This window comes from Salininema proteolyticum, from assembly GCF_042685645.1.
Taxonomy (GTDB): domain Bacteria; phylum Actinomycetota; class Actinomycetes; order Mycobacteriales; family Micromonosporaceae; genus Salininema; species Salininema proteolyticum.
Window position 1 is genome coordinate 1,484,123 of sequence record NZ_JBHUNX010000001.1, and the last position, 22,518, is coordinate 1,506,640.

At 68.3% G+C, this 22,518-nt stretch carries 23 protein-coding genes and 1 riboswitch; of the genes, 10 read left to right on the forward strand and 13 right to left on the reverse strand.

Annotated features, from left to right (window positions below; genetic code table 11):
* Positions 1–41: 41 nt before the first annotated feature.
* Positions 42–314 (forward strand): MoaD/ThiS family protein, encoded by a 273-nt coding sequence (locus ACFTE1_RS06970; RefSeq protein ID WP_380625696.1) that lies wholly within the window; start codon positions 42–44, stop codon positions 312–314.
* Between the two features lie 687 nt (positions 315–1,001).
* Here the strand turns inward: ACFTE1_RS06970 and ACFTE1_RS06975 are convergent.
* Both ACFTE1_RS06975 and ACFTE1_RS06980 read right to left on the reverse strand, forming a co-directional pair.
* A complete protein-coding gene (locus tag ACFTE1_RS06975; protein WP_380625698.1) occupies positions 1,002–2,357 on the reverse strand; it encodes an HtaA domain-containing protein in 1,356 nt (451 codons plus the stop codon).
* 134 nt (positions 2,358–2,491) lie between these two features.
* Positions 2,492–3,970, reverse strand: a complete 1,479-nt coding sequence (locus ACFTE1_RS06980) for an HtaA domain-containing protein (protein WP_380625700.1) — start codon at positions 3,968–3,970, stop codon at positions 2,492–2,494.
* A 149-nt stretch (positions 3,971–4,119) separates the two neighbouring features.
* Between ACFTE1_RS06980 and ACFTE1_RS06985 the strand changes: the two genes are divergently transcribed.
* The 4 genes from ACFTE1_RS06985 (at position 4,120) to ACFTE1_RS07000 (ending at position 7,754) form a co-directional block, all read left to right on the forward strand.
* Positions 4,120–5,091, forward strand: coding sequence for a heme/hemin ABC transporter substrate-binding protein (locus ACFTE1_RS06985; RefSeq protein WP_380625703.1), 972 nt, complete (start codon positions 4,120–4,122; stop codon positions 5,089–5,091).
* Positions 5,092–5,125: 34 nt separating this feature from the next.
* On the forward strand, positions 5,126–6,202 hold the full coding sequence (locus tag ACFTE1_RS06990) for a FecCD family ABC transporter permease (RefSeq protein WP_380625706.1): 1,077 nt from the start codon (positions 5,126–5,128) through the stop codon (positions 6,200–6,202).
* Positions 6,199–6,981 (forward strand): heme ABC transporter ATP-binding protein, encoded by a 783-nt coding sequence (locus ACFTE1_RS06995; RefSeq protein WP_380625708.1) that lies wholly within the window; start codon positions 6,199–6,201, stop codon positions 6,979–6,981. The genes ACFTE1_RS06990 and ACFTE1_RS06995 overlap by 4 nt, the downstream gene beginning before the upstream one ends.
* Positions 6,982–7,043: 62 nt before the next feature.
* The gene (locus ACFTE1_RS07000) at positions 7,044–7,754 is read left to right on the forward strand and encodes an HAD family hydrolase (protein WP_380625710.1); all 711 of its coding nucleotides are present in this window, start codon (positions 7,044–7,046) and stop codon (positions 7,752–7,754) included.
* Positions 7,755–7,761: 7 nt separating this feature from the next.
* On the opposite strand, the gene ACFTE1_RS07005 is transcribed toward ACFTE1_RS07000, so the two are convergent.
* Together ACFTE1_RS07005 and ACFTE1_RS07010 are read right to left on the reverse strand one after the other, a co-directional pair.
* Positions 7,762–8,514: a maleylpyruvate isomerase family mycothiol-dependent enzyme gene (locus ACFTE1_RS07005; protein ID WP_380625713.1), complete on the reverse strand. Its 753-nt coding sequence runs from the start codon at positions 8,512–8,514 to the stop codon at positions 7,762–7,764.
* A gap of 42 nt (positions 8,515–8,556) precedes the next feature.
* Positions 8,557–9,765, reverse strand: a complete 1,209-nt coding sequence (locus ACFTE1_RS07010; protein WP_380625716.1) for a sulfotransferase family protein — start codon at positions 9,763–9,765, stop codon at positions 8,557–8,559.
* Between the two features lie 256 nt (positions 9,766–10,021).
* A riboswitch (TPP riboswitch) is annotated at positions 10,022–10,131 on the forward strand.
* A gap of 31 nt (positions 10,132–10,162) precedes the next feature.
* Here ACFTE1_RS07010 and ACFTE1_RS07015 point away from each other — a divergent pair.
* Genes ACFTE1_RS07015 through ACFTE1_RS07025 form a run of 3 tightly spaced genes read left to right on the forward strand, consistent with a single transcriptional unit; the run spans position 10,163 to position 12,970 of the window.
* Positions 10,163–10,756: an ECF transporter S component gene (locus ACFTE1_RS07015; RefSeq protein WP_380625718.1), complete on the forward strand. Its 594-nt coding sequence runs from the start codon at positions 10,163–10,165 to the stop codon at positions 10,754–10,756.
* Positions 10,757–10,772: 16 nt separating this feature from the next.
* A complete protein-coding gene (locus tag ACFTE1_RS07020) occupies positions 10,773–12,206 on the forward strand; it encodes an ABC transporter ATP-binding protein (RefSeq protein WP_380625720.1) in 1,434 nt (477 codons plus the stop codon).
* On the forward strand, positions 12,203–12,970 hold the full coding sequence (locus tag ACFTE1_RS07025; RefSeq protein ID WP_380625722.1) for an energy-coupling factor transporter transmembrane component T family protein: 768 nt from the start codon (positions 12,203–12,205) through the stop codon (positions 12,968–12,970). The genes ACFTE1_RS07020 and ACFTE1_RS07025 overlap by 4 nt, the downstream gene beginning before the upstream one ends.
* Positions 12,971–13,044: 74 nt before the next feature.
* Here the strand turns inward: ACFTE1_RS07025 and ACFTE1_RS07030 are convergent, their stop codons facing one another.
* Together ACFTE1_RS07030 and ACFTE1_RS07035 are read right to left on the reverse strand one after the other, a co-directional pair.
* Positions 13,045–13,626 carry a hypothetical protein gene (locus tag ACFTE1_RS07030; protein WP_380625724.1) on the reverse strand — a complete coding sequence of 194 codons (582 nt, stop codon included), beginning with the start codon at positions 13,624–13,626 and terminating at the stop codon, positions 13,045–13,047.
* Positions 13,627–13,695: 69 nt separating this feature from the next.
* Positions 13,696–13,998 (reverse strand): hypothetical protein, encoded by a 303-nt coding sequence (locus ACFTE1_RS07035; RefSeq protein ID WP_380762636.1) that lies wholly within the window; start codon positions 13,996–13,998, stop codon positions 13,696–13,698.
* Positions 13,999–14,449: 451 nt separating this feature from the next.
* On the opposite strand from ACFTE1_RS07035, the gene ACFTE1_RS07040 reads away from it, so the two are divergent.
* Positions 14,450–14,866, forward strand: a complete 417-nt coding sequence (locus ACFTE1_RS07040; protein ID WP_380625729.1) for a hypothetical protein — start codon at positions 14,450–14,452, stop codon at positions 14,864–14,866.
* A gap of 633 nt (positions 14,867–15,499) precedes the next feature.
* Here ACFTE1_RS07040 and ACFTE1_RS07045 read toward each other — a convergent pair.
* The gene (locus tag ACFTE1_RS07045; RefSeq protein WP_380625730.1) at positions 15,500–15,691 is read right to left on the reverse strand and encodes a hypothetical protein; all 192 of its coding nucleotides are present in this window, start codon (positions 15,689–15,691) and stop codon (positions 15,500–15,502) included.
* A gap of 567 nt (positions 15,692–16,258) precedes the next feature.
* On the opposite strand from ACFTE1_RS07045, the gene ACFTE1_RS07050 reads away from it, so the two are divergent.
* Positions 16,259–16,582 (forward strand): SCO4225 family membrane protein, encoded by a 324-nt coding sequence (locus tag ACFTE1_RS07050; RefSeq protein ID WP_380625732.1) that lies wholly within the window; start codon positions 16,259–16,261, stop codon positions 16,580–16,582.
* A gap of 259 nt (positions 16,583–16,841) precedes the next feature.
* On the opposite strand, the gene ACFTE1_RS07055 is transcribed toward ACFTE1_RS07050, so the two are convergent.
* The 6 genes from ACFTE1_RS07055 to cobT form a co-directional block, all read right to left on the reverse strand.
* Positions 16,842–17,819 carry an alpha/beta hydrolase gene (locus ACFTE1_RS07055; RefSeq protein WP_380625822.1) on the reverse strand — a complete coding sequence of 326 codons (978 nt, stop codon included), beginning with the start codon at positions 17,817–17,819 and terminating at the stop codon, positions 16,842–16,844.
* 83 nt (positions 17,820–17,902) lie between these two features.
* Positions 17,903–18,688, reverse strand: coding sequence for a peptidase S1 (locus ACFTE1_RS07060; RefSeq protein ID WP_380625735.1), 786 nt, complete (start codon positions 18,686–18,688; stop codon positions 17,903–17,905).
* 380 nt (positions 18,689–19,068) lie between these two features.
* On the reverse strand, positions 19,069–19,974 hold the full coding sequence (locus ACFTE1_RS07065; protein ID WP_380625738.1) for an alpha/beta fold hydrolase: 906 nt from the start codon (positions 19,972–19,974) through the stop codon (positions 19,069–19,071).
* Positions 19,975–20,009: 35 nt separating this feature from the next.
* Complete coding sequence (locus ACFTE1_RS07070; RefSeq protein ID WP_380625740.1) at positions 20,010–20,588, reverse strand: TetR/AcrR family transcriptional regulator; 579 nt, start codon at positions 20,586–20,588, stop codon at positions 20,010–20,012.
* A 69-nt stretch (positions 20,589–20,657) separates the two neighbouring features.
* Positions 20,658–21,395, reverse strand: a complete 738-nt coding sequence (gene cobS / locus ACFTE1_RS07075) for an adenosylcobinamide-GDP ribazoletransferase (RefSeq protein ID WP_380625742.1) — start codon at positions 21,393–21,395, stop codon at positions 20,658–20,660.
* Between the two features lie 69 nt (positions 21,396–21,464).
* Positions 21,465–22,514: a nicotinate-nucleotide--dimethylbenzimidazole phosphoribosyltransferase gene (gene cobT, locus ACFTE1_RS07080; RefSeq protein WP_380625744.1), complete on the reverse strand. Its 1,050-nt coding sequence runs from the start codon at positions 22,512–22,514 to the stop codon at positions 21,465–21,467.
* Positions 22,515–22,518 lie beyond the last annotated feature (4 nt).

The window sequence follows — 22,518 nt, forward strand, 5'->3', positions numbered from 1 at the left end:
TCGAGGCATGGAAGGGAGGCGCCGGCGGCATGGAGGTCACGGTGATCATTCCATCGGCACTGCGCGCGGACAGCGGCGGGAAGTCGAAACTGTTCCTGGACCTGGACGAGGGGGCCACCCTGCGAACCGTGATCGATTCGCTGGGAGAGACGTTCCCTCGTCTGGAACGCCGGTTGCGCGACGAGGCCGGCGACCTGCGCCGCTTCGTGAACATCTTCGTGGGAGTCGAGGAGTGCCGCGCGCTGGACCGACAGGAGACGGCACTCAAGGAGGGGGACGTCGTGCAGATCCTGCCGTCCGTGGCCGGCGGCTGACGGGGCACCGAAACCGGTGGCCGCACGTGTACCGGTACGGCCGTGTGGTGCCGGATCTAGCGGGATGGGCCGCGACGGGCTCCGGTGTCAGATGGTCCGGAACCCGCCGCGGGGAGTCGGAGAACCCTGCCGTCCCACTGCCCGTGCGCCAACGGGCATGGACTACCTGGACGGATCCGGTGAGGCGATTTCGACCGACCCGTGAACGGGGCGGAAGGGCCCTCCGACGTCTATGGGAGCTCGGCCGCGGTGGGCGGAGCCGAGCTCGGTCTTGTTCTCTGGTGTAGCCGTGCGGCTTTCCCTCTGGCCACGGCGCCGCGAGGCCGGCGTCGCGCGCCAGAGGTCGAACATGGCCGCACCCTCACGGTCGCGCCTTCACGGCCACGTCCTCACGGCTGTGCCCTCACAGCCGCATCCTGACAGATCCGTACGACCTCGCCGAGCAGTGCGATACCGGATCGGGCGGACGACCGTCGCACGGCCGCTCTGAACGGCCTTGGCGTCCGGCCTGCGCGCAGGCGCCTCCGGGACGGTCCACCACGGCGAGGGCGATCGCCGGGTAGGCGATGCCCGTCCGCGGCCGACCGGCCGTATCGCGTCTGCGCACGTCGCTCCGCCGCTCCGCCGCTCCGTCGCTCCGTCGCTCCGTCGCTCCGCCGCGCCGTCGCTTCGGACGGCCGGCTGCGGTCACGCGTTGGCGGGTCGGCGGCGAGTGGCCACGACAGCGACGACTCCGGCGGCTGTGAGCGCTAGGGCGATACCCAGGATCCACGTCAGATCCATGCCCGTGGTGGGCAGGTTCCCGGTCTTGTCGAAATCGGCGGCGGTGACCGTGCCGTCGAAGTCGACCGTGAAGCTCAGCGGGTCGAGAGCGTCGCCGGCCTTGTAGAAGGACGTGCCGTTGCCGGAGAACAGCTTCGCGCCGGACTCGGTGAGCGTGACGGGGACGTCGGACACGGACACCCGCTCGTCGGCGACGGACAGCCCCTGGCCGAGGTCGACGGTCGCGGCGGCGGTCCCGTTGAGGTACAGGGCCAGGCTCTTTCCGGTGCCCTGGAGCCGGACGTCGCCGAGCGTCACGTCGAGTTCTCCGCCGTGGCCGGTGAAATGCGCTCCGCCGGTGAAGGCGAGGTCCACCGCTCCTGTGTCGGTATTGAAGGTGCCGTTCGCGACGGGGAAGGAGAAGACGCCGCCCTCCTCGGAGGCGCCGTCGACGGCCGTGTAGGAACCGTCGGCGATGGGGCCGGTGGCGTAGGAGCGGAAGGACTCCTTCACGCCCCATGAGGCGGAACCGGACACGGCGTTGAGGACCGGGTCGGCCCTGTTCGCGTTCGGGGACGCGGTCTCGTCGGTCCGCTCGTCGCCGGAGTCGTCTCCGTCCTCGTTCTCTCCTCCGCCGGTGTCGCCGGGGTCCTCCGACTCTTCGTCCGAGCCGCCGCCGGAGTCCTCGTCGCCCCCACCGTCCTCCTGCGCGGTGTCGAAGGTGATATCCGGAGCGGGCAGCTCGTCGCCGGCGTTGTAGAAGCCGCCCATGGCTTCGGCGCCCTCGGCGGTGAGCGAAGCGGTCATGCCCTCGAAGCCGGAGGCGCTGCCGCCGGTGTACGAGAGGTCGGCGAAGGCGACGGTCTCCGTGGAGGAGTCCTGCGTGATCGTCACGCTGAGGACGCCGCTCTTGTCGGAGTTGTCGGTGACGACGCTCGGGGAGGCGATGGTCAGGTCCAGCGCGCCGTGGTGGCCCGTGAACCGGACGGCGCCCTCGGTGGACGCTTCGATGTGGTGGTCGGAGAGGTCGTAGGACCCGGTGAGCGAGGGGAAGGTGAAGTTCTTCCCGTCGCGTTGGGCGCCTTGGGAGACGGTGATCTCCCCTCCGGCGATGGGTCCTTCCACGTAGTCCGTGAATCCGGTGTGGATGCCCCAGGTGACCTGCCCCTCCGTGAGCGGAATCGTGTTCTCCTGTGCCGAGGCGGCGGTCGGGGCGGCGAAGCCCGCGGCGAGCACGCCGGCGAAGGCGGCCGGCGCCAGGCGTCGGATGGTGGTTCTCATCGGTGTTCCTTGTCCTGTAGTAGGGATTCCGCGCCGGATCCGGTGGAGAGGACCGGCACGGTTAACGGGCTTTGTGAAAGGGGCCGTGAGCCGAAGCCCGGCGGTGTCACGGCGAGCGGGTGCTCTGTGCGAGGTCATGTGGCGCTCTTCCGATCTCGGTCTGGACCGGGTCCGGTGCCGGAGTCCGAGCCCGAGCCCGGGCCCTCGGCGGCCGGGGAATCGTCCCCGACGGAGGCATTGGCCGAGGCGGGAGAGTTGTCTCCGCCGTCGTTCCGTGCTCCGGTGCGGCGGCGAATGAGCAGGAATGCGGCGGTGGCGAGCAGAAGCGCTGTGGCGCCGGCGGCATAGGGCCACCATGAGGTCGCGTCTTGGCCTCCGTCGGAGGGCGCCGCCTTCGCCTCGTCGCCCGAACCGGGGTTCGGGAGTGCCGGGATCGTCGCCTCCGCCTCGGTCGCGTAGGCGATCGTGACGGGGTCGAGGGGGTCGCCGGGCTGATAGAAGTTCCCGAACACCGCGGCCGCGTTGTCGGAGAGGCGGGCTTCGGCCCGGTCGAGCGTCGTCAGGCCGTCGGTTTCGGCGAAGTCCGCTGAGAAGGCGGCCAGCGCGACGGTCTCGTCGAGTCCATTGCCGACGACTCGCGCCGAGAGGAGCCCCTCGCCGGCTTCGATCGACACGACGGGGTCGGAGATCCGCAGGTAGACGTCCTCCCCGGAGAAGTGGACCGAGCCGTGGAACGAGACGGTTCCCGTGCCGTCGTCCAGGGTGCCTTCGCCATCGGTGAAGCGGAAACGGTCGCCGCCGTCCAGGGCGCCATCGGAGACCGTCCATCCGCCTTCGGCGATGTCGCCTGAGACGTACTCCCGCCAGCTGCGGCGCACTCCCCAGTCGAGGACGGCCCCTCGGACCTCCCCGGGGGCGAGGTCTTCGCCCGGGCCGGAAGACTCGCGCCCGCTGGACTCCGCGGTGGCGTCGACGGGATCGAGAACCTCCCCGGCCTCGTAGTAGCCGGCGAAGGCCTCGGAGCCCTCGGCCGTGAGCGACGCGGACAGGCCGTCCAGTACGGGGGAGTCGTCTTCCAGCGCGGAGGGTTCGACCCCGCTGAGGTCGGCGACGGCGACGCGGCCGAAGTCTTCGCCGGAGGAGGAAACGGCGGCGATGAGCCGGGCGCCGTCGGGGGAGACGGCCACGGCGGGATCGGAGAGGGCGAGGTCCAGCCGGCCGTCGTGACCGGTGAAGCGGACGGTGCCCTGGTAGGCGAGCGTGGTCGTGCCGCCGGACTCGGAGGACTCGCGAAGCGGGAACTGGAACCGGTCGCCCTCTCGCGAGGCGCCGTCGGAGAGGGCGATCTCCCCCTGGGCTATGGGACCTGAGACGTACGAGGTGAAGGAGGCCTTGACTCCCCAGAGGAGCCGGCCGGCGTCCCAGTCGGCGGCGTGGGCCGGCACGGACGGGAGTGCGAGGACGGCGAGCGCCGGAAGGAGTGCGGCGACGGCCCGCAGGAGGCGGTGAATCCGGGCGAAGCGAACCGGCGTCCACCGCGTCGGCCGCGGGGCCGACGAAGGCGCATACTGATGCGCTTCATGGGGGTTCACTTGGCGGACAGGCATTCTCATGGGCACTCCTGGAAGGAAAACGACTCGATGGGAACTGAGGCTACACTAACTTAGGTTCCCCTTAGTAAGGGGGACCTAATGTATGTTAGGTTCTCCTAATAAATACATCGACCGGAGTGGTATCCCCTCCGCCGGAATGAAAGACGCCTATGAGATCACTGCCGACGCTCGCCGCCGGACTCGCCGCGCTCGCCCTGACGGCCATGGCCGGGTGCGGGACGCCAGAGAAGCCGGTGGACGACACCGCCGACCACGTCGAACCCATCACCGCCGAGGCCGACCCCGACCTCCCCGCCACGGCCGTGGACGCGCGAGGGGAGGAGGTCGTCATCGAACGCGCCGACCGGATAGCGGTGGCCTCGGGCGCGATCGCGGAGACGGTGTTCTCCCTGGGCCTGGGGGACAGGGTCGTCGCCAGGGACGTCACCACCACCTTCGACAACGCCGACGGACTCCCGGTCATCACCAAGGGGCACGACCTCTCCGCCGAGGGCACGCTGTCGACACGCCCGGACCTGCTCCTGGTCGAGGAGGCGACCGGCCCCGACACAGCACTGCGGCAGATCGCGGACGCGGGAGTCACCGTGTTCACCGTTCCACGGGCGACCGGAATCGCCGACGTGGACGCCACGGTGAACGCCGTGGCGACGGCCCTGGGAGTCGGGGACCTCGGCGGCGAGTTGACCGCGGAGATCCACGAGCGGATAGAGGAGTCGGAGTCGCGGGTCCCCGAAGCGGGGGAGAGGCCGCGCGTGGCCTTCCTGTACCTGCGCGGCTCGTCGGGCGTCTACATGATCGGTGCGGAGGACTCCGGAGCGCGCTCGCTGATCGAAGCGGCCGGGGGCGTTGACGCGGGATCGGAACTGGAGGGCGACTTCGTCCCGCTCACCCCGGAGGCGATGGCGGCGATGAGCCCCGACGCGATCCTGGTCATGGACAAGGGACTCGACTCGGTGGGCGGCGTCGACGGGCTCTTCGACCTCGCCGGCCTGGGCCAGACCCCGGCGGCGGAGGAGCGCCGCGTGGTGAGCCTGCCGGACGGCATGATGCTCAACTACGGACTGCGCACCGACCAGGTTCTCGACTCCTTCATCGACCAGTTGTACGGAGAGAGGCGATGACGCGCCGGGGTAATGGCGGCGGGAGTGCGGCACGATGATCGACGAAAGCGCGGCAACGCGAGTCGAGGCCCCCGCGCCCCGAACCGGCGGCCGGACGGCGATGACGGCCGTCGGCCTGACGACAGTGCTGCTCGGCGGCACGCTCGCCTCGGCGGCGGTCGGCGCCTATCCGCTGGACGTGCCGGGAATCCTGTCGTCCGTGGCCCACCACTGGGGACTGGGCGGCGAGCCGCTCCCCGACTACGGCGAAGAGGTGCTGTGGTCGATTCGGCTCGCACGGGTGGCCCTGGCCGTCCTCGTGGGGGCGAGCCTGGCGGCGGCCGGCGCGCTCATGCAGGGCATGTTCGCCAATCCGCTCGCCGAACCCGGCGTGATCGGGGTGTCGTCCGGGGCGGCCGCCGGCGCCGTCGCCGCCATCTCGCTGGGGCTCACGGCGTTCGGCGCGTGGACGCTTCCGGTGGCGGCCTTCGCCGGAGGCCTCGCCACGGTGGCGGTGGTGTACGCCGCCTCCCGGTCGGGCGGGAGGACCGAGACGGTCACCCTGATCCTGACCGGCGTGGCGGTCAACGCCTTCGCCGGGGCGCTGATCGGCGTCTTCGTCTTCACCGCCGACGTCGCGGCGGTCAATGAGATCGTGTTCTGGCAGATGGGCTCCCTGGCGCAGGCGACTTGGACGAAGGTCCTCGCGGTCCTGCCGTTCGCCCTGGCGGGCTTGGCGGTCGCGCCCTTGTACGCCCGCCGGCTGGACCTGTTGACGCTGGGGGAGAAGCCGGCGCGACACCTCGGCGTGGACGTCGAGCGCATGCGGATCGTCCTCATCGCGGCGGTGGCCGTCCTGACGGCGGCGGCCGTGGCGGTGTCCGGGGTGATCGGCTTCGTCGGCCTGGTCGTTCCCCACCTGGTCCGCATGTGGACCGGTCCGGGCCACCGCAGCCTGCTGCCGCTGTCGATCCTGGGCGGCGCGGCGGTCCTGGTGTGGGCCGACCTCGCCGCGCGCACCGCGGCCGCCCCGGCCGAGGCGCCCCTGGGAGTCCTGACCGCCCTGGTGGGGTCGCCGTTCTTCTTCTGGCTCCTGCGCCGCACCCGTCGACAGTCCGGAGGTTGGGGATGAGCGAACGGTACACCGTGACCGCGGAGGACGTCCGCTATTCCGCGGGCGGAACGAGGATCCTAGACGGCGTCGGGCTCGCGGCGGAGCCGGGAGAGGTCCTGACGCTCCTGGGCCCCAACGGGGCGGGGAAGTCGACCCTGCTGGGCGTGCTCGCGGGGGACCTGGACGCCGATACGGGCCGGGTCGCCTACGGCGGCGAGGACCTGCGGCGGTGGAAGATCGCGCGGCGCGCGCGGCTGCGCGCCGTCCTGCCACAGCACCACCGGGTCTCGTTCCCGTTCGCGGTGCGCGAAGTGGTGGCCATGGCGCGGGCGCCGTGGAGGGAGTCCCCGCCGGAGAACGACGAGGCCGTAGTGGCGAGGAGCCTGGAGGCGACCGACGTCGCCCACCTCGCCGGGCGGAGCTTCCCGAGCCTGTCGGGCGGGGAGGCGGCGCGGGTCATGCTCGCGCGGGTCCTCGCGCAGGAGACGCCGGTGGTGTACCTCGACGAGCCGACCGCGGCCCTCGACCTGCGCCACCAGGAACTGGTCGGACGGATATGCCGCCAGCTGGCGGCGGAGGGCAGGACGGTCGTCGCCGTCCTGCACGACCTGGGCCTGGCCGCGGCCTATTCCGACCGGATCGCCCTGCTGGACGCCGGGCGCGTCCACTGTGCGGGAAGACCGGCCGAGGTGCTGACGGCGGCGCACGTCACCGAGGTGTACGATCAGCCCGTCACCGTCGACCTCGACCCCGGAACGGGAGCGACCCTCGTCCGGCCCGTGCGGGAGCGGCCCTGACGTGCCCTGAATAGACACCCCACCATGCCAGAGGCGGCCGGCCCGCCTCGTAGGAAGGCGCCATGCCCCACCGCAGCCGCTTCAAGGCCCTCTCCTTCGACGGGGACCGCACCCTGTGGGACTTCGAGAGTTCCATGGTCAAGGCTATGACGATCGCCGTCGAGACCTTGCGGGAGAAGGGACTCGACCGCGACGGCGAACCGGTCACCGTCGCCTGGATGGCGTCCGTCCGCGACGAGGTCGCCGCCCGCGAGTCGGGCTCCAACGTCCCGATGGACTCGATCCGCCTGGCCGCGTTCAAAGAGAGCGTCCGCCGGTGCGGCAGCGAAGACATGGAGCTGGCCGAGAAGGTCTGCCGCCGCTACTTCGCCGACCGCCGCCGCGTCCTGGAGCCCTTCCCCGACGCCCGCCCGGCCCTGGAGCGTTGGAGGGGCCGGTTCTCCCTGGCCCTGGTGACCAACGGCAACACGCTCCCCTCGACGCTGGGGATGGAGGAGTACTTCACCACCGTCGTCATGGCCGCCGAGGAGAACGTGTACAAGCCCGACCCCGCCATCTACCGGTTGGCCGCCGAGCGTCTGGGGACGGACCCGGAGAAGACGGTCCACATAGGCGACAACCTGGTCGAAGACGTGGCCGCCGCCCAAGCGGCCGGGATGCGGGCCGTGTGGCTCAACCGCGACGGAGCGACGGCCGACGCAGACGTCCGGCCGGACGCCGAGATCTCCTCGCTCGACGGGATCGCCGAGGCGCTGGACGCGATCGCGGCCTGAACCGGGGTCAGTCGGCGAAGTTCGCGACGATCCCGTAGAAGCGGCGGGCGGCCTCGACGTCCCCGGAGACGTCGACCGAGTCGACATCGCCCCGGCGCCACAGCCAAAGGTCCACGGCCGAGGCGTCGCCGGAGACGGTGGCGGCGCACTCGTCGGCGCCGGCCTTGTCCAGCTCGACCCCACCGGGGGCGACCCGCAGGGTGCGTTCCTTCGAGCCGTAGCGAATCAGCAGGGTGAGGCCGTCCTCGGCCTCCAGCACGGGCCGAAGGTACTTGTTCCAGTTGACCGAGCCGAATCCGACCATGCAGTCCAGGAACTCGTCCACGCCGTCGGCGGCGAACGCCTCGTCGACGGGGCTGAGGCCCTTCCCGGCGGCCAGTTCGGCGTCGACGCGGTGGATGAGGGTCTCCTGCGCCATGCGCCGAATCCAGAACCCGACTGTCTGGTCCGGCGTGTACCAGCTCCCCGCCGGGTCGCTCGCGGAGTGGGAGTCGAACTGCGCGTTGAGGTCGCGCAAGGTCGTGTCGAAGAGGTCGAGGATACCGTCGGCCTCCGGCATGGGAGGCGGCCAGCTCTCGGACTCCGCGCCCTCGGAGATGGCGAGGGTCTTGTCGCAGTAGACCTCCGCCACGTGCTGGACGAGGTCGCGCCCGGTCCAGTCGGGGCACGAGGGGACCCGGTCCTCCAACGCGGTGGAGGCGGCCCCGCGCAGGAGGGCCGCCTCGGAGTCGAGCAGGCTTCTAAAAGTGTCGTTGTCCATGCCCGCAGTCTAAGCGAGGGGTGTGACAGGGGCGAGCGGGTTTCACGCGTTCACGCGGTGGACCAGCGGCATGTAGTCCTGGAACGCCTTCTCGATCTGGCGCGGGCTCAGGCCGTAGTGGAAGATGTCGTACTCGTGCCGCCTGTCGCGCAGGGGCCGCTCGGTCAGCCCTGAGAGCTTCTCGGCGTCCTCCGCCGTCCAGCGCGCCCCGATCTGCTCGTAGAGCTTCGGCACGTAGTTGTGCGGATCGGACACCAGCTGGTGGTAGCCGACGTCGACGACCGCCCCCATGGGCGCGTCGGGCCGGTGGCGCCGCCCGCTCTCGACGGACTCGCTGAGGATCTCCAGCCACATGCGTCCGATCTCGTGCAGGTCGATGTTCCTGACGTGCAGGCCGCCCAGCGTCTCGACCAGCGAGCAGAAGGAGCCCATGACGGTGATCGGGTCGCGGTGCGTCCACACGATCTGCGCGTCGGGGAACACCTTGAACAGGACGTCCAGGTCGCCCACGTGGCCGGGGTACTTGAGGATCCACCTCTTGCGCTCGCGGCCGTACTGGAGGACCTGCAGCGCCTGGCGGAGGTAGGCGTAGTCCGCCGTCTGGTCGCGCTGGGACTGCCATTCCCGGTAGTCGGGCATGAGCGCGCAGCTGAGCGGGAAGTAGGTGTGCGGCATGAGCGCGATCGACTCCTCGGGCTGGTCGATGCGCACCGGGTGAATGACGTCGAACGCCGGGGAGAACTTGAACGTCGCCCGCAGCTCGCGGTCGATGGACTTGATCCGCCGGTCGCGCTCGGCCGGGTCGTCGTCGAGCGCGGTGTAGTTCAGCTCCCACAGCAGCGGTCCGCGGTGCCCGGCCGAGCGGGCGAGGATCTTGTGGGTGAGGCTCGTGGCCGTGCGGGGCAGTCCGACGACGAAGACCGGCCGCTCGATCCGCTCGTTCGCGACCTCCGGGACGCGGCGGTGGATCTCGCTGACCCGCATGCGGTTCTCCAGGCGTGTCGCGGCGTTGCCCAACTGCCCCTTCCAGCCGATGGGCGTCAGACCGGGGACGTTCGCGAAACAGCGCAGCAGGAAGTCGAGGTCCTCGGCGAAGGGCGCGTCGGCGCCGAGGTCGTATCCGGTCTGCGCCTGGACCTTCTCGACCGTCCTCCACCAGGCGGCCGACGCGCGCTCGGGGTCGGTGCGCTCGCGGGTGGCGGGGGCGAGCACGGAGTTGAGGATCTTGGCGGTACGGGTGATGCGACGCATGGGCACGCCTCTTCTCATCGGTGTCGGGCAGTCGTCTTGCGGGATAACGACTTGAACGATACGCGAAAGTAGGATAGAGGAGGCGGCGAGGTCGATGCCCTGGGGCGGGAGGGAAACGAGCCGACGGCGGATAGCCGCCGGCTCCACACAACAGGACAGAGAAAACTGCCGACTAGTGCGTCGACGGCATCCCCTTATGTCAATTGTGACGATCTGTGCAAGCTTTTGGTTCCGCGACGCGCCGATGCTACCGTCTAATTGACGACAGGGGAGCCCTCAGGCTGAGAGTGCGGACCGCCCGCGGTGCGCAGACCCTTCGAACTTGACCCGGTTCGGACCGGTGGAAGGAGTCGGAGGTCTCTTCTGTGCCCCATTGCCCGAATAGAAAGGCACGGAAGTGTCGCTGCAGAACACGCCCACACGCTGGCGCATGGCCGACATCATCGCCTGCGCCGTACTCGCCGTCGCCTTCGGCGCGGTCTTCCAGGCGTGGAACCTCGTCTGGGCCGCCTCGGAGCCGCTCACGACCGCCTACCCGCCCGCCTCGGGCCTCCTCTACGGCGTCTGGCTCATGCCGGCCGTCCTCGCCCCGCTCCTCGTCCGCAAGACCGGCGCCGCCGTCTTCACCGAGGGCTTCGCCGCGCTCGTCAGCACCATGCTGGGCAGCGCCTGGGGCCTGCTCGTCGTCGTCCAGGGCTTTGTCCAGGGACTGGGCGGCGAGGCCGCCTTCGCCGCGGGCCGGTACAAGCGCTACAACATCGCCGTGTCCGTCTTCGCCGGAGCCCTGAGCGGCCTCTTCGCCACCACCTGGGACGTCTTCGTCTCCTACGGGGCGACCTCCCTCTGGGCGTTCAAGATCCCCTACATCCTCCTGGCCGCCCTCTCCGGCGCCGTCGTCGCCGGCCTCGGCTCCTGGGCCCTCTACAAGGCGCTCCTGCCCACCGGCGCCGTCAACGCCCTCGCCGGCGGCGCCGACCGCAAGCGCGTTTGAGAAGGACGGACCTGACATGCGGATACGCGCGCGCGGCTTCTCCTACCGACATGCGGGGCGCCGCGCGCACGCACTCCGGGAAGTCGACCTCGCCGTGGAACCGGGGGAGAACGTCCTCCTACTAGGGCCCTCCGGCTCCGGCAAGTCCACCCTCCTGGCCGTCCTGGCCGGACTCGAACACGCCCGGGGCGGCGAGGCCGCCGGCGAAATGACCGTGGACGGCCGCGACCCCTTCGAGACCCGCCACCGCACCGGCATGGTCTTCCAGGACCCCGAGACCCAGCTGATCATGGCCCGCTGCGGCGACGACACCGCCTTCGGACTCGAGAACCAGGGCGTCGCCCCCGAGCGGATCTGGCCCGCCGTCGCCCGAGCCCACGAGGCCGTGGGCTTTCCCTACGCGGCCGACCACGCCACCACCGCCCTCTCCGGCGGCGAACAGCAGCGCCTGGCCCTGGCCGGCATCCTCGTACGCCGCCCCGAACTGCTCCTGCTCGACGAACCGACGGCCAACCTCGACCCGGAAGGAGCCGCCCTTGTACGGGACGCCGTCCGGCCCGCCCTCGACGACCCCGACATCACCTGCGTCATGATCGAACACCGCCTGGACGGACTCTGGGAGAGCTTCGACCGCGTCGTCGCACTCGACTCCGGAGGACGCCCCCTGGCGGACGGGCCCGTCGCCGACGTCCTCACCACCCACGGAGAAATACTCCTGGACCAGGGAATCCGCATACCCGGCGCCCCCGCGACCACACCCCGCCGCGGCGAACCGGGCGAAGAACTCCTGCGGGCCGACGACGTCTCGTACCGCTACGGCAAGAGAGAACCCCTGGCGTTGCGGGAAGCGAGCTTCGCCGTCCACCGCGGAGAACTGGCCGCCCTCACCGGGCACAACGGCTCCGGCAAGAGCACCCTCTCGCGCCTTCTGGGCGGCCTGGCACCCCCGACCTCCGGAACCGTCACCGCCGCCGGAGAGAAGAAACCCCTCCACAAGCTCAAGGCCCCCGCCCTCGCCGCACGCGTCGGCACCGTCTTCCAGAACCCCGAGACCCAGTTCGTCACCTCGCGCGTCGCCGACGAACTCGCCTTCGGCCCCCGCAGCGCCGGATGGAGCGACGAACGCACCGCCGCACGCGTCGCCGAACTGCTGGAACGCCTGCGCCTGACCCACCTGGCGGACGCCAACCCGTTCACCCTCTCCGGAGGCGAGGCACGCCGGCTCTCCGTCGCCGGAGCGCTCGCCGCCGCGCCCGACGTCCTACTGCTCGACGAACCCACCTTCGGGCAGGACCGGCGCACCTGGACCGAGATGACCGACCTCATGGACGAAGTCCGCCGCGACGGGACGGGGCTGGTGGCCGTCACCCACGACCGCGAGTTCATCGACGCGCTCGCCGACAGCGAGACCGTCCTGGAAGGCGGGCGAGTGAGGGAACGGCGCCCATGACAGCACTTGCCGAACGCGACTCAGCCCTGGCACGCCTGAGCCCGTTGTCCAAGATAATCGGTGCCGCCGCCGTCAGCGTCACCGCCTTCCTGCCGGGACAGTGGCAGTACGTCGCTGCCCTGCTCGCCTTCCTCGTGGTCCTCACGGCCGTCTCCGGAATCAACCCGGGCGCGTTGGCCAAGCGCCTGACGTACCTCTGGGGAGCGGCGCTCATGGTCGGCGTGGTCAACACCGTCTACGCCGAGAACAAGACCGGCGACATCTGGTGGCAGTGGGGGCCGGTGACCATCGCGTCCGACGCCGCCGAGAACGGGGCCGTCTTCGGGTTCCGCGTCGCCGTCTTCTCCCTGGCGGGATTGCTGGGCCTGGGCGCCACCGACCCGACCGACCTGTCCGACTCCCTGATCCAGAAGTGGCGCTTCCCCGAGCGCTTCACCATCGGCGCGCTCTCGGCGCTGCGCATGATGCCGCTGCTGGCCGAGGAGTGGAACCGCATCACTCAGGCGAGGCGAGCGCGAGGGCTGGAGGGTCGCGGCAATATCGTGCGGCGGCTGCGCCTGTTCGCCTCGACCATGTTCGGACTCCTGGTCGTCGCGCTCAGGCGGGGGCAGAGGCTGGCGGTGTCGATCGAGGCGCGCGGTTTCGATCCGGACGTTCAGCGGTCGTGTGCCCGGCGAGCGGTGTGGAGGAGGGCCGACACCGCGGTGACGGTCCTAATTGTGGGATTCTGCACGGCGCTCGCGACGGTCTACTACGTCCTTTGACATCCTCCCGGTCGTAAACGACGGGGTCTCCCACGCTGAAGCGGTGAGCGGACGTCGCCGTATGGAAGCCGGGGTCACCACCAGCCCTCGAGGTCGATATCGTCGCTGTCCGCGTCGATCCCCTCGCCCAGGGGTTCCGTCGGGTCGACCGGGCCGGTGAACTCGACGCAGTAGGACTCGTCGACCCAGACCTGCAAGGTCGCGATGCTCGCGACTTGGTACATCATGTTCATTCCGTCGTCGCGGGTGCCGATGACGGTCACGTTGTCGCCGCCTTCGGATTCGCGGCGCTCGACCTCGTGGCCGAGCTCCTTCCAGTGCTCCTCCAACATGTCGGGGTAGGCGGTGCGCACGTTCGGATCTTGGGAGGCCTCTTCGCCGAAGGTATAGGTGAGGCCCGGTTTCGTGTAGCCTTCCACCGGTTCTTTCTCGTCCCAGCCCTCACCGCAGTAGTCCTCGTCCCAGGTCCGGGCGGAGAAGCCGGGGAAGTCCTCAAGGCCGGCGACCGAGTCGGCGGCGATGCTCTCGGCTTCCCGGTAGGCGGACTGGTTGGTCCACTCGTCGTGAACGTTCACTGGCTGCGTCTGGCAGGCGCCCAAAATGAGGACGGAGACCGAACCGGCGGACAGGGCGAGCGAGAGCTTCGAGAGACGCATGAGGACAGCATACGAAGGGGGAGCCCGCGCCGTCCGGTCGTTGTACAGGTCGTCGATGTCGGAACCCTGCTACTTGAACAGCCCTTTCGCGGCTGCGTGCGCGTCGCGCCGGTACATCGCCGCGTGGGCGAGGAGGTCCCGCCGTCCGGTCTCCGCGGCCCGCTGCTCGGAGAAGTCCGCCAGTTCGTCCAGCCGACGAGCCATAACGGCCATTACCTCTGCAGGATCGATCTCGGTACCGTAGGCGTCGGTGAGCATGCGCAAACGGTCCCGGGGACGGCCGAAGAGTTCTGGATCGAATCCGTCAGCGTCTTCCGCGTATGGAACCAGTCGGTAGGCGAGATAGGCGAAGTCCCAGAGGCGCGGACTCACCGCACGGTGTCGCCGACCTTGATTACAGGGGCCATGTTCCCGTCGGAGAGCACCTCTTCTCGCATCGCTCCATCGTAGCGCCGCAGAGGTGATGGAGAGCGAGCGCTGAGAGTCTAGCGGTGGAGGTCTTCCGGATCGGTGTCGCGCCTGCCCGATCCTGGAATATTACGCAGGAACGATGAACAAGGTCGACGCACTGATGTTGTGGTGCTCCCAACGTGGCATCACATCCGCATCGTAGATTCCATTGGTGACATGCCCAGCGATACCTCCATGTTCGAATGAGCGGGACGCTCGTATGCCATGGCTGGAACACTGTCGTTGATGGCGAATATTCCGATCTATACAACATGACAAGATGAGCGGAGTCCTCATATTTACAAAATAGAATGCATTAGGGTCGGGTGGGGATGCGCCCGGTCCCATGTGCGGGTAGTTGAAAGGAATTAGCGTGTCGGGCCAGCCTGCGGAGATATCCGACCTCTTTAAAATCGCCTCGTTCTCAACGGTGGCTTTTGTGGTCGGATTGGTGATGGTAGTCCTCGTGTGGAAGGGGAATCCCAAGGTGGTGGCGTACGTTAAGAAGGGCTACGCCAGATTCCCGCTCCCCAGTGCCTTCACTTCTAAAATGCATCGTTCGATACTTGTGGTGTGTCTGGTTTTCGGGTTTCTCGCCGTACCCATGGACATCGCCCTCATCGCGGCTGTTTTCGGGGGAGACATGACGACTATCGCGGATATGCTGTCACTGTATCTTCGCGTCTATATATTTGGCATTCTACTGCCCGGTATACTTCTCCTGGCTCCGATCGTCACGTTGACTGGAAAACCTGCGTTCCTCGTGCCGCCGGCGGAACGCCCGAAATAGTGGGAACTGACACTTACATCTATTTTACCTGGCGGCATAGGAAGTCGCCATTGTGTCGTTGGCCAGTTAACCCTGATACGGCCGTAATAGACTATCGTTTGTAGATTCCAAAGGCGAGTCCATCCTGTCTTTAACGGACTGTAGTGCGTCAGTGGTTGTCTTCCATGCCATGACGTGTCCGATATATCCTCTGTGGAATGAAATAAATCCGCTGTTGGAACGGAATAACATACACCGAACGATGACCAGATGCAGCACAAATTTCGCCGTCTCTTGCGCTACTGTCTGGCGCCGCGCCCCGACTTTCGGCAAGCGTTGCGCCAAGCATCAAAAGCCGGTTCCGATCGGTCATCATCGACAATATTGTCGTTCAATCTGGTGATTGTTGACGAAAAGGAAAACCGGGCACGGCAGGCAAGAGTTTCCCGGCATAAAAGTGTAGGAGCCCACGGGCTTAGATACTTCGGGCGACGGCGGCCGCCCTTGCGAAGGGCTCGATGCGTACCTGTCGGGTCTGGATGCGATCGCCCCTGGCCCACACGCGTGGGCGGTTCCAATAGAACCGGCCCGCTTGAAGAAGGGGTCTCCACGCCCTAGACCCACCTTTCCTGTGCTCAGGGCCCAGGGATCAAGTCAAGAGCCGTACTTCTCTTCCACGCCGTCCCTTAGCTTGAGAATGCCCATCGTGAAGGGGATTCCCAGCAGAAGCCCTGCCCACAAAGGTAGGTCGAAGGCCAAGGCGATGACACCGAAAATGATCCAGACGAACGTATAGAGAGCGGTTATGGCCCAGATCAGCAGCTGATACCGATCCTCGTCGGCCATCTGCTCAGACCTTTTCGGACTGGACGAGTCCTACTGCGGCACTCGCCTGTCGGCGCGCGTGAACGGCCCCGTGAATCGCCGCTGCGGTCAACAGTGCCGGTATTGCGGCCCAGACGGCCAGCGCCCAAGAAGGGGAATCGACTGCCGATATGGACGCAGTGAGAGCCGCAATGAGAAAGAAGTACGGGTTGGGGAGTCCATGTAGAGACCTCATCATCGCTCCTTTGAAGTGGGGATCGACTTCTGTGGCAGCTCGAATATACCAAACATACTGTCGCGTAACTGAAGGTGTGCGTAGCTCAGTGGTCCGGTTCGCTTCAGCGAGTGAGAGCCACGGTAGGTACGGGCCGACACCTAGCGGGAACGAATCCGCGATGCACTAGACGGGCGGCTTCAGGGGAGGGGAATCGGAGCATGTCAGCTGCGGAGACGTTGATATAGGGCGCTGATGATCGGGAACGGCTTCAGGACGGGGCAACTGCGTACAGGGACGAAGACGGGCCGGGTTCGGGCGGTGGTCGGCGGGTCAGACGGTCCTCGGTGGCAGGGGATCCCTAGTATGTATTTATGAAGCGTTATTTTGGACGGACAGCCACGATCGTAGGCTCCGTCTACTTGTTCCTTGTCGTCGCGGTACTGGCAGTTGAGATCGAAAGAGTCGTCACGGCAGAAGGTCCCATCGGTTTCCCGGGCATTCTCCTGTTCTTCGTCACGTGCCCCACCTCGTATCTCACGAACGCCCTCATGTTGCTGCCGGTACCGGGGTTCGACTCGGTGACGGCCCTGTTCGCCTTCTCCACGCTCGCCGGCATGGTCCAGGCCTTCGCGCTCGCCTTCATCGTCGAACGCCTGGCCCGGATGTTCCGACGTCCTCGTCAGAAGGCCGGCTGACGGCGGTGGCGGTGACACTTGCGCCTATGGTCAGGTTGCGCGCCGAGGCCGCACAGATCGAGGAACCTACCAGAGGCGAAGATGGAATCCGTCCCGCTCGACGTTGGCATGAACTGTAAAAGAGGGTCTGTTGCTCCTCGCTGAACTCGGCCACGAGAAATACCGGATAGCAAGATCGGCGGACCATGATCGACGGCGCCCGTCGGCGTGGCCGTGGCCGGGTTCGATGTCCACGACCACGGCCACGCCGATCCGCCGGTCACGCCTTGCGGAGCCGGGCGATCATACCGTCGAGGTCACGAATGAAGAGGTCATGGCGGACGAAGTGGCCGCCAGGGACCTCATGCCACTCATGAGGGATCCCGGCCTCACCGAGGAGACCGCGGAACTCCCTCTGCCCGTTGAGCACGTGGTGCTCGTTGAACCAGTCCCACACGGTCTCGGGGCTGGTGCCGGCGGCCATGAACACCCGCTTGTTCCGGTAGCTCTCGATACGCTGGACCGGGTTGTCGGCGGTGACCCTGTTCTCGTCCCAGGGAGTGCCGTAGACAGTGCCGCCGTTGAGCTCCACGGCCGCGGACGAAGCGTTCGCCCAATGGACCACCGCCCCGTTGTCGCGTCGCAGGCTGGCGGGGCCGGAGTGGGAGCTCACCGAGGCGAAGTGCCCGTAGTACTTGGCCGCGTACTTCAAGGCGCCGAAGCCGCCCATCGAGAACCCGGACACGGCGCGGCCGTCGTACTCGGCAAAGGTCCGGAAGTTCGCCTCGACCCACGGCAGCAGCTGGGCGATGTGGAAGTGCTCCCAGTCGCGGGGGCCGGCGTTGGAGCTGACCGGGTTGGAGTACCAGCCCGCGCGTCCGCCGTCGGGCATCACGACGATGATCGGTTTGCCGGCCGTCCAGGCGCGGATGCCCTCTCGGTCGAAGAAGATGAAGTCTTGGTCCCCGCCGTGGAAGAGGTAGAGCACGGGGTAGGTGCGTCCGCTGGTGTGATAGTCGTCGGGCAGCAGGACGTTGACGCCGGGGTCCCAGCCGATCGCGTCGGTCGCGAAGCGGTAGTACCACATTCGGGGATCGTCCTCGTTCCGGTCCACAATGCGCAGGCCGAATCCCTCGCCGGCGGCTGCGGCGGGTGCCGCCGCCGCTAGGGCACCTCCGGTGCCCAGCGCCAATGCGGCCGAGAGGCCGCCGATATTCTTGAAGAAGTCTCTGCGGTTGGAGCGCTGCTCACTCAACATGTCCTCCTGGGAGAGCGGTGGGACTCCGCGCTTCTGCGCGGGCATGACGAAGTTCGTTGACTCGTGGTGGGCTTCGGGACGGCTCAGGTCGCGAGGTGGAAGCCGGCGCCGACTCCGCCGACCTCGTTCATCTCCTCGATGATGCTCAGGATCGGCGAGCTGTGCTGGACGCCCCAGGCGTTGCCGACCAGCGTCTCCCCGACGACGACGGGCGCGCCGGAGTCACCGCCGTCGGTCCAGATGAGATGGACGAACCAGTCTTCGTGGGTGCCCAGCTTTATGCCGCAGGTGAGTCCGGTTCGGTGGCCCTGCTTGCACATCCGCACGCCGTTGCCGGGCGGCTCCCCGATCGAGGTGATCGTGGTCGAACCGATGGTGTCAGTGGGCTCTACCCTGGTCTCGTCCAGGTCGATCACCGCGAAGTCCAGGCCCTTGGGGCCGGTGTTGGTCAGGTTGTTGGGAACGCTGACGTAGGTGACCGTGCCGATGGCCCCGGTCTCCAGGTCGGGGCTGCTCTCTTCCAGCGGAGCCGGTGAGAGCGCCGTGCCCGCCGGCGATTCGTCGCGGTAGACCTCCGCGCCGACCAGCTTATTGCCCTCTTCGTCGTAGAAGCAGTGGGCGTTGGTCAGCCCTACCAGGTTGCCGGTCCGGTCATAGCCGACGGCGGTGAGGGTGCAGATGTGGAACGACGTCGGGTTCTCCGGGCTCGGGCTCATGCGGAAGATGAGTCCGGTACCGCCGCCGACCGGCGTTAGCGTGCTGGAAGCGGAGGACGGGGCCGCGACGACCAGGGTGCCGGCCAGGAGGACGGCGAGGCCGAGTGCGGCGCGCAGAATGTAGAGGACAGGGGACCGGTTCTTCGAGTTCACGTGGGAGATTCCTATGCTTGCGGAGTTGCAAAGGGGCGTAACGGAACTTCACGGTATGGCGCATTGCGGGCGAAGTCAACACCAACTCAATACCTGATATGTCGTTCATTGTTCGGCTGCAGTGATTCCCAGTTCGTCCGCGTGCCGAGCCCTGGACGGTGCCTTCGACCCGTCGGCCCCTGAGGGTTTTCGAAGGTCACGGGCGCGGCGAAGTCCGGACTCCGAGACGATACGTTCCTCAGGCCGCGAAGGCGCCCGGAGAACGGCGAAGGGCGCGAAGGCGTTCATTCAGTGAATACCTTCGCGCCCTTCAATGTTGGTGGGACAACGGGGCCGCGTCGACAGAGCGCCGGCGCGGGGTCCGGTCGTCCCTTCGCCGTTCAGGCCCGCCTGTTGTCGAAGTCCTTGAGGAAGCGCTCCACGGCGGCGATGGCGGACGGGTCGGCGAGAATGCGCCGGTGTCCCAGCCCCTCGGACACGACCAGCTCAGCGTTCGGCCACGCGTCGGCCAGCTTCTGCCCGTACTTGACCGGGTTGGGCCGGTCCCAGGTGTCGTGCAGTACTAGGGTCGGCGAGGGCACTTCTTGCGCGGTCAGGTCGATGGTGGAGATCGCCGACTCGGTCACGCGGTCGAGCTTCGGCATGAAGCGTTTGATCGCGCGCGGACCGATGGAGACGTAGGAGCTGAGGGTGTCGTAGAACGCGCGCGGACCGCCGGTCCAGGGCGCCACGAGGATCAGTCCGGTCTCCTCCATCGGCGCGCCGACCTCTTGCAGCGCCTCGACGGCCGAGAAGCACCCGAAGGAGTGCGCGAGCGCCACGTCGGGAATCCCGTAGTGCTCCATGAGCGCCGTCCAGGTCTCGATGACCTCGACGCCGTGGCTGCTCTTCTCTCCGAGCCGGCCCGGACCGGAGTTGCCGTGGCTGGGGGAGTCGAAGGAGATGACGCGGTAGCCGTTGTCCACCATGACCTCGGCGAGGCGCTGGGTGTCGCCGGTGCAGCCGCCCCAGCCGTGGAAGGCGAAGGCCAGGGGGCCCTCGCCGCCGGTGCGGTCCCATTCCCAGCCCCAGAGCTCGGTCGAGCCGAACTGGAAGGAGAGCTGCTTCGCCCCCTTGGGGAGCGGGCCGCGCAGTCGTTTGCGCGGGTTCGGCGGGATCTTGCACCACTGGCGGAGCATGATGTCGGCGGCGAGGCCCGGGGCGGTGTAGTCGAGGACGGTGAAGAGCATGTTCGCCGCCGGATTGGACTGCACGGTCGTGCTTTTTTTCTTGCTGTCCTGTGCCATGGGTGTTCGTACTTTCTGTCGGAGAGCGTTCCGGCTCAGGCGCGGAGCGAGTCGATGATCCGGTCGAGCGCGGTCCAGGTTCGCTTCTCGGCGTCGGGAAGCTCGAGAATGCGGTGGGCCCAGTTGTAGGTCACCAGGATGCCGAAGACCTCTTGGGCGACCTGCGCGGTGTCGGAGGGAGCGAGCTCCTCCTCCGTGATCGCGGTGCCCACGATCTGCGCGATGCAGTCGAGCAGGTCCTTCTGGTCGGCGACCATCTTGTCGTGCAGCGGCCCGTCCAGGTCGTCGAACTCGCTGGCGGTGGAGACGAAGAGGCAGCCCCCGGGCTTGGAGTACCAGTTCATCCAGTGCGTGACGAGGGAGTTGAGGCGCGTGATGCCCCTGGGCGCGGCCAGGGAGGGCCGGATGACCTCGTCGAGGAACTGGGCGGCGTTGGCCTCCATGCACTCCAGCTGGAGCGCCTCCTTGGACTTGAAGTGCGCCCAGACGCCGGACTTGGACATGTCGGCCTCGGCGGCCAGCGATCCGATCGTCAGCCGCGACAGTCCCTGCCGCCGGGCCAGGCGGAGTGCCACGTCGAGGATCGCCTGGCGGGTGTCATCGCCTTTTCCCATACCGCCATTAAAGCACGACCGTGCTTAAAACACCATTGACGTATCGGTGAGTTTCCGCTCAGAAGCGGTCTAGAGGTGCCCGGCCACGACGAGGATCCCGGCCGCGGCGATGACCTCGGCGGCGATGGCGGCCGCGCCGAGCATGTCGCCGTGGGCTCCGAGGTGCTTCTCCCAGGAGCGGTAGAGCGTTTCGCCGCCCGCCACGGCGGCACCGACGATGGGAACCGCATACCACCAGGGCATATGGGCCAGGTGCAGGGCGGCGGCCAGGGCGAGGACGGTCCCGGCGAGGGCGGCGGCGACCGGCAGGCCGCGCGCCATGTCCCGAAGACCGGCGGCAGAGGATCCCTCGCGCTCGCGGCTCCGGGAGATCATCCAGAGGCTGACCAGCCGCCCGCAGACGGGGATCGCCGGCAGCAGCCACCACCATCCGGGCAGCGCGGCCAGCGAGGCGAGGAGGGCGAAACGGACGATGAGAACCGTCGTCGCCGTCACCGAGCCGAGGGCGCCGATGCGGGAGTCCTTGATCGCCTGCTGGATCCGCTCGGGACGGTGCTTGGTGGCCAGGCCGTCGGCGGTGTCGGCCACGCCGTCGAGGTGGAATCCGCCGGTGACCTTGAGGTCGACCAGCAGCACGGCCGCGGCGGCGACGAGCGGCCCGCCGATGAAGTCTCCCGCGAACGCCCCGGCGGTCCACAGGAGCCCGACGACGAGGCCGACCAGCGGGAAGCAGGCCAGGGACCGCCGTCCCGGTCCCCGGGTGGACTTGACGGGCAGGGTGGTGAGGAAGCCCAGGGCGTCACGCATGGCCATCGCTTTCTAGACGTGGGTCGGCCGACGCGGGGAACCCGCGCCGGCCGGTGAGGTCCGGAGGCCTCAGACTCCGAGTTCCTGGAGGGTCGACACGTTGTTCAGCAGCGCGGCGGCCCCCTTGAGAAGAGGATAGGCCGTCAGGGCGCCGGTGCCCTCGCCGAGCCTCATGTCGAGGTCGAGCAGGGGCTCGAGGCCCAGGTGCTCGAGCCCGACCGTGGCGCCGGGCTCGGCCGAGCGGTGCCCGGCGACCATGTAGCCGACCGAGCGCGGCTGCAGGGCCTGGGCGGCGAGCGCGGCGGCCACGCAGTTGACGCCGTCGATGATGACCGGAACGCGGCGCGAGGCGGCGGTGAGGATGAGGCCGGTGATGGCGGCGTGCTCGAGGCCGCCCAAGGAGGCGAGCGTGGTGAGCGCGTCGCGGCCGGCGCCGTGGCGTTCCAGCGCCTTCGTGACGATCTCGGTCTTGAGCTTGAGCAGCTGGTCGTCGATGCCGGTGCCGCGCCCCGTGGTCTCGGCGGCGGTCTTCCCGGTGTAGGCGGCGATCAGCGCGGCGGCGGAGGTCGTGTTGGCGATTCCCATGTCGCCGGGGATGATGACGTCGGCTCCCTTGTCGATGAGGTCGTCGGCGACCGAGGAGGCGAAGGAGAGGGAGACGGTGCACGTCTCGTTGGCCATGGCCGGTTCGAGGCTGAGGTCCTTGGTCGGCCCCTGGACGGGGGCACGCTCGACCCGGGTGGAAGGGGAGGACTCTCCGGAGACGCCGGCGTCGACGACGGTGACGGTGGCCCCGTAGACCTCGGCGAGGGCGTTGGCGCTGGCGCCCCCCTTGACGAAGTTCTCGAGCATGAGCCGCGTGATCGCCTGCGGCCACGGGGAGACGCCCTGGGCGTGGACGCCGTGGTCTCCCGCGCAGATGACGGCGGCGGGGTTGACCGGGATGGGCGGCGGGCAGGCGCCGGCGACGGCGGCGAGGCGCGCTCCGAGCTCTTCGAGGCGGCCGAGCGCGCCCTGCGGTTTGGCCAGTTGGTCGTGGCGGCGTCGCGCCTCGGTACGGGCCTCCTCGTCGACGGGTTCTATGGCTGCGCACAGCTGTCTGAGTTTCTCGATGCACATGTTC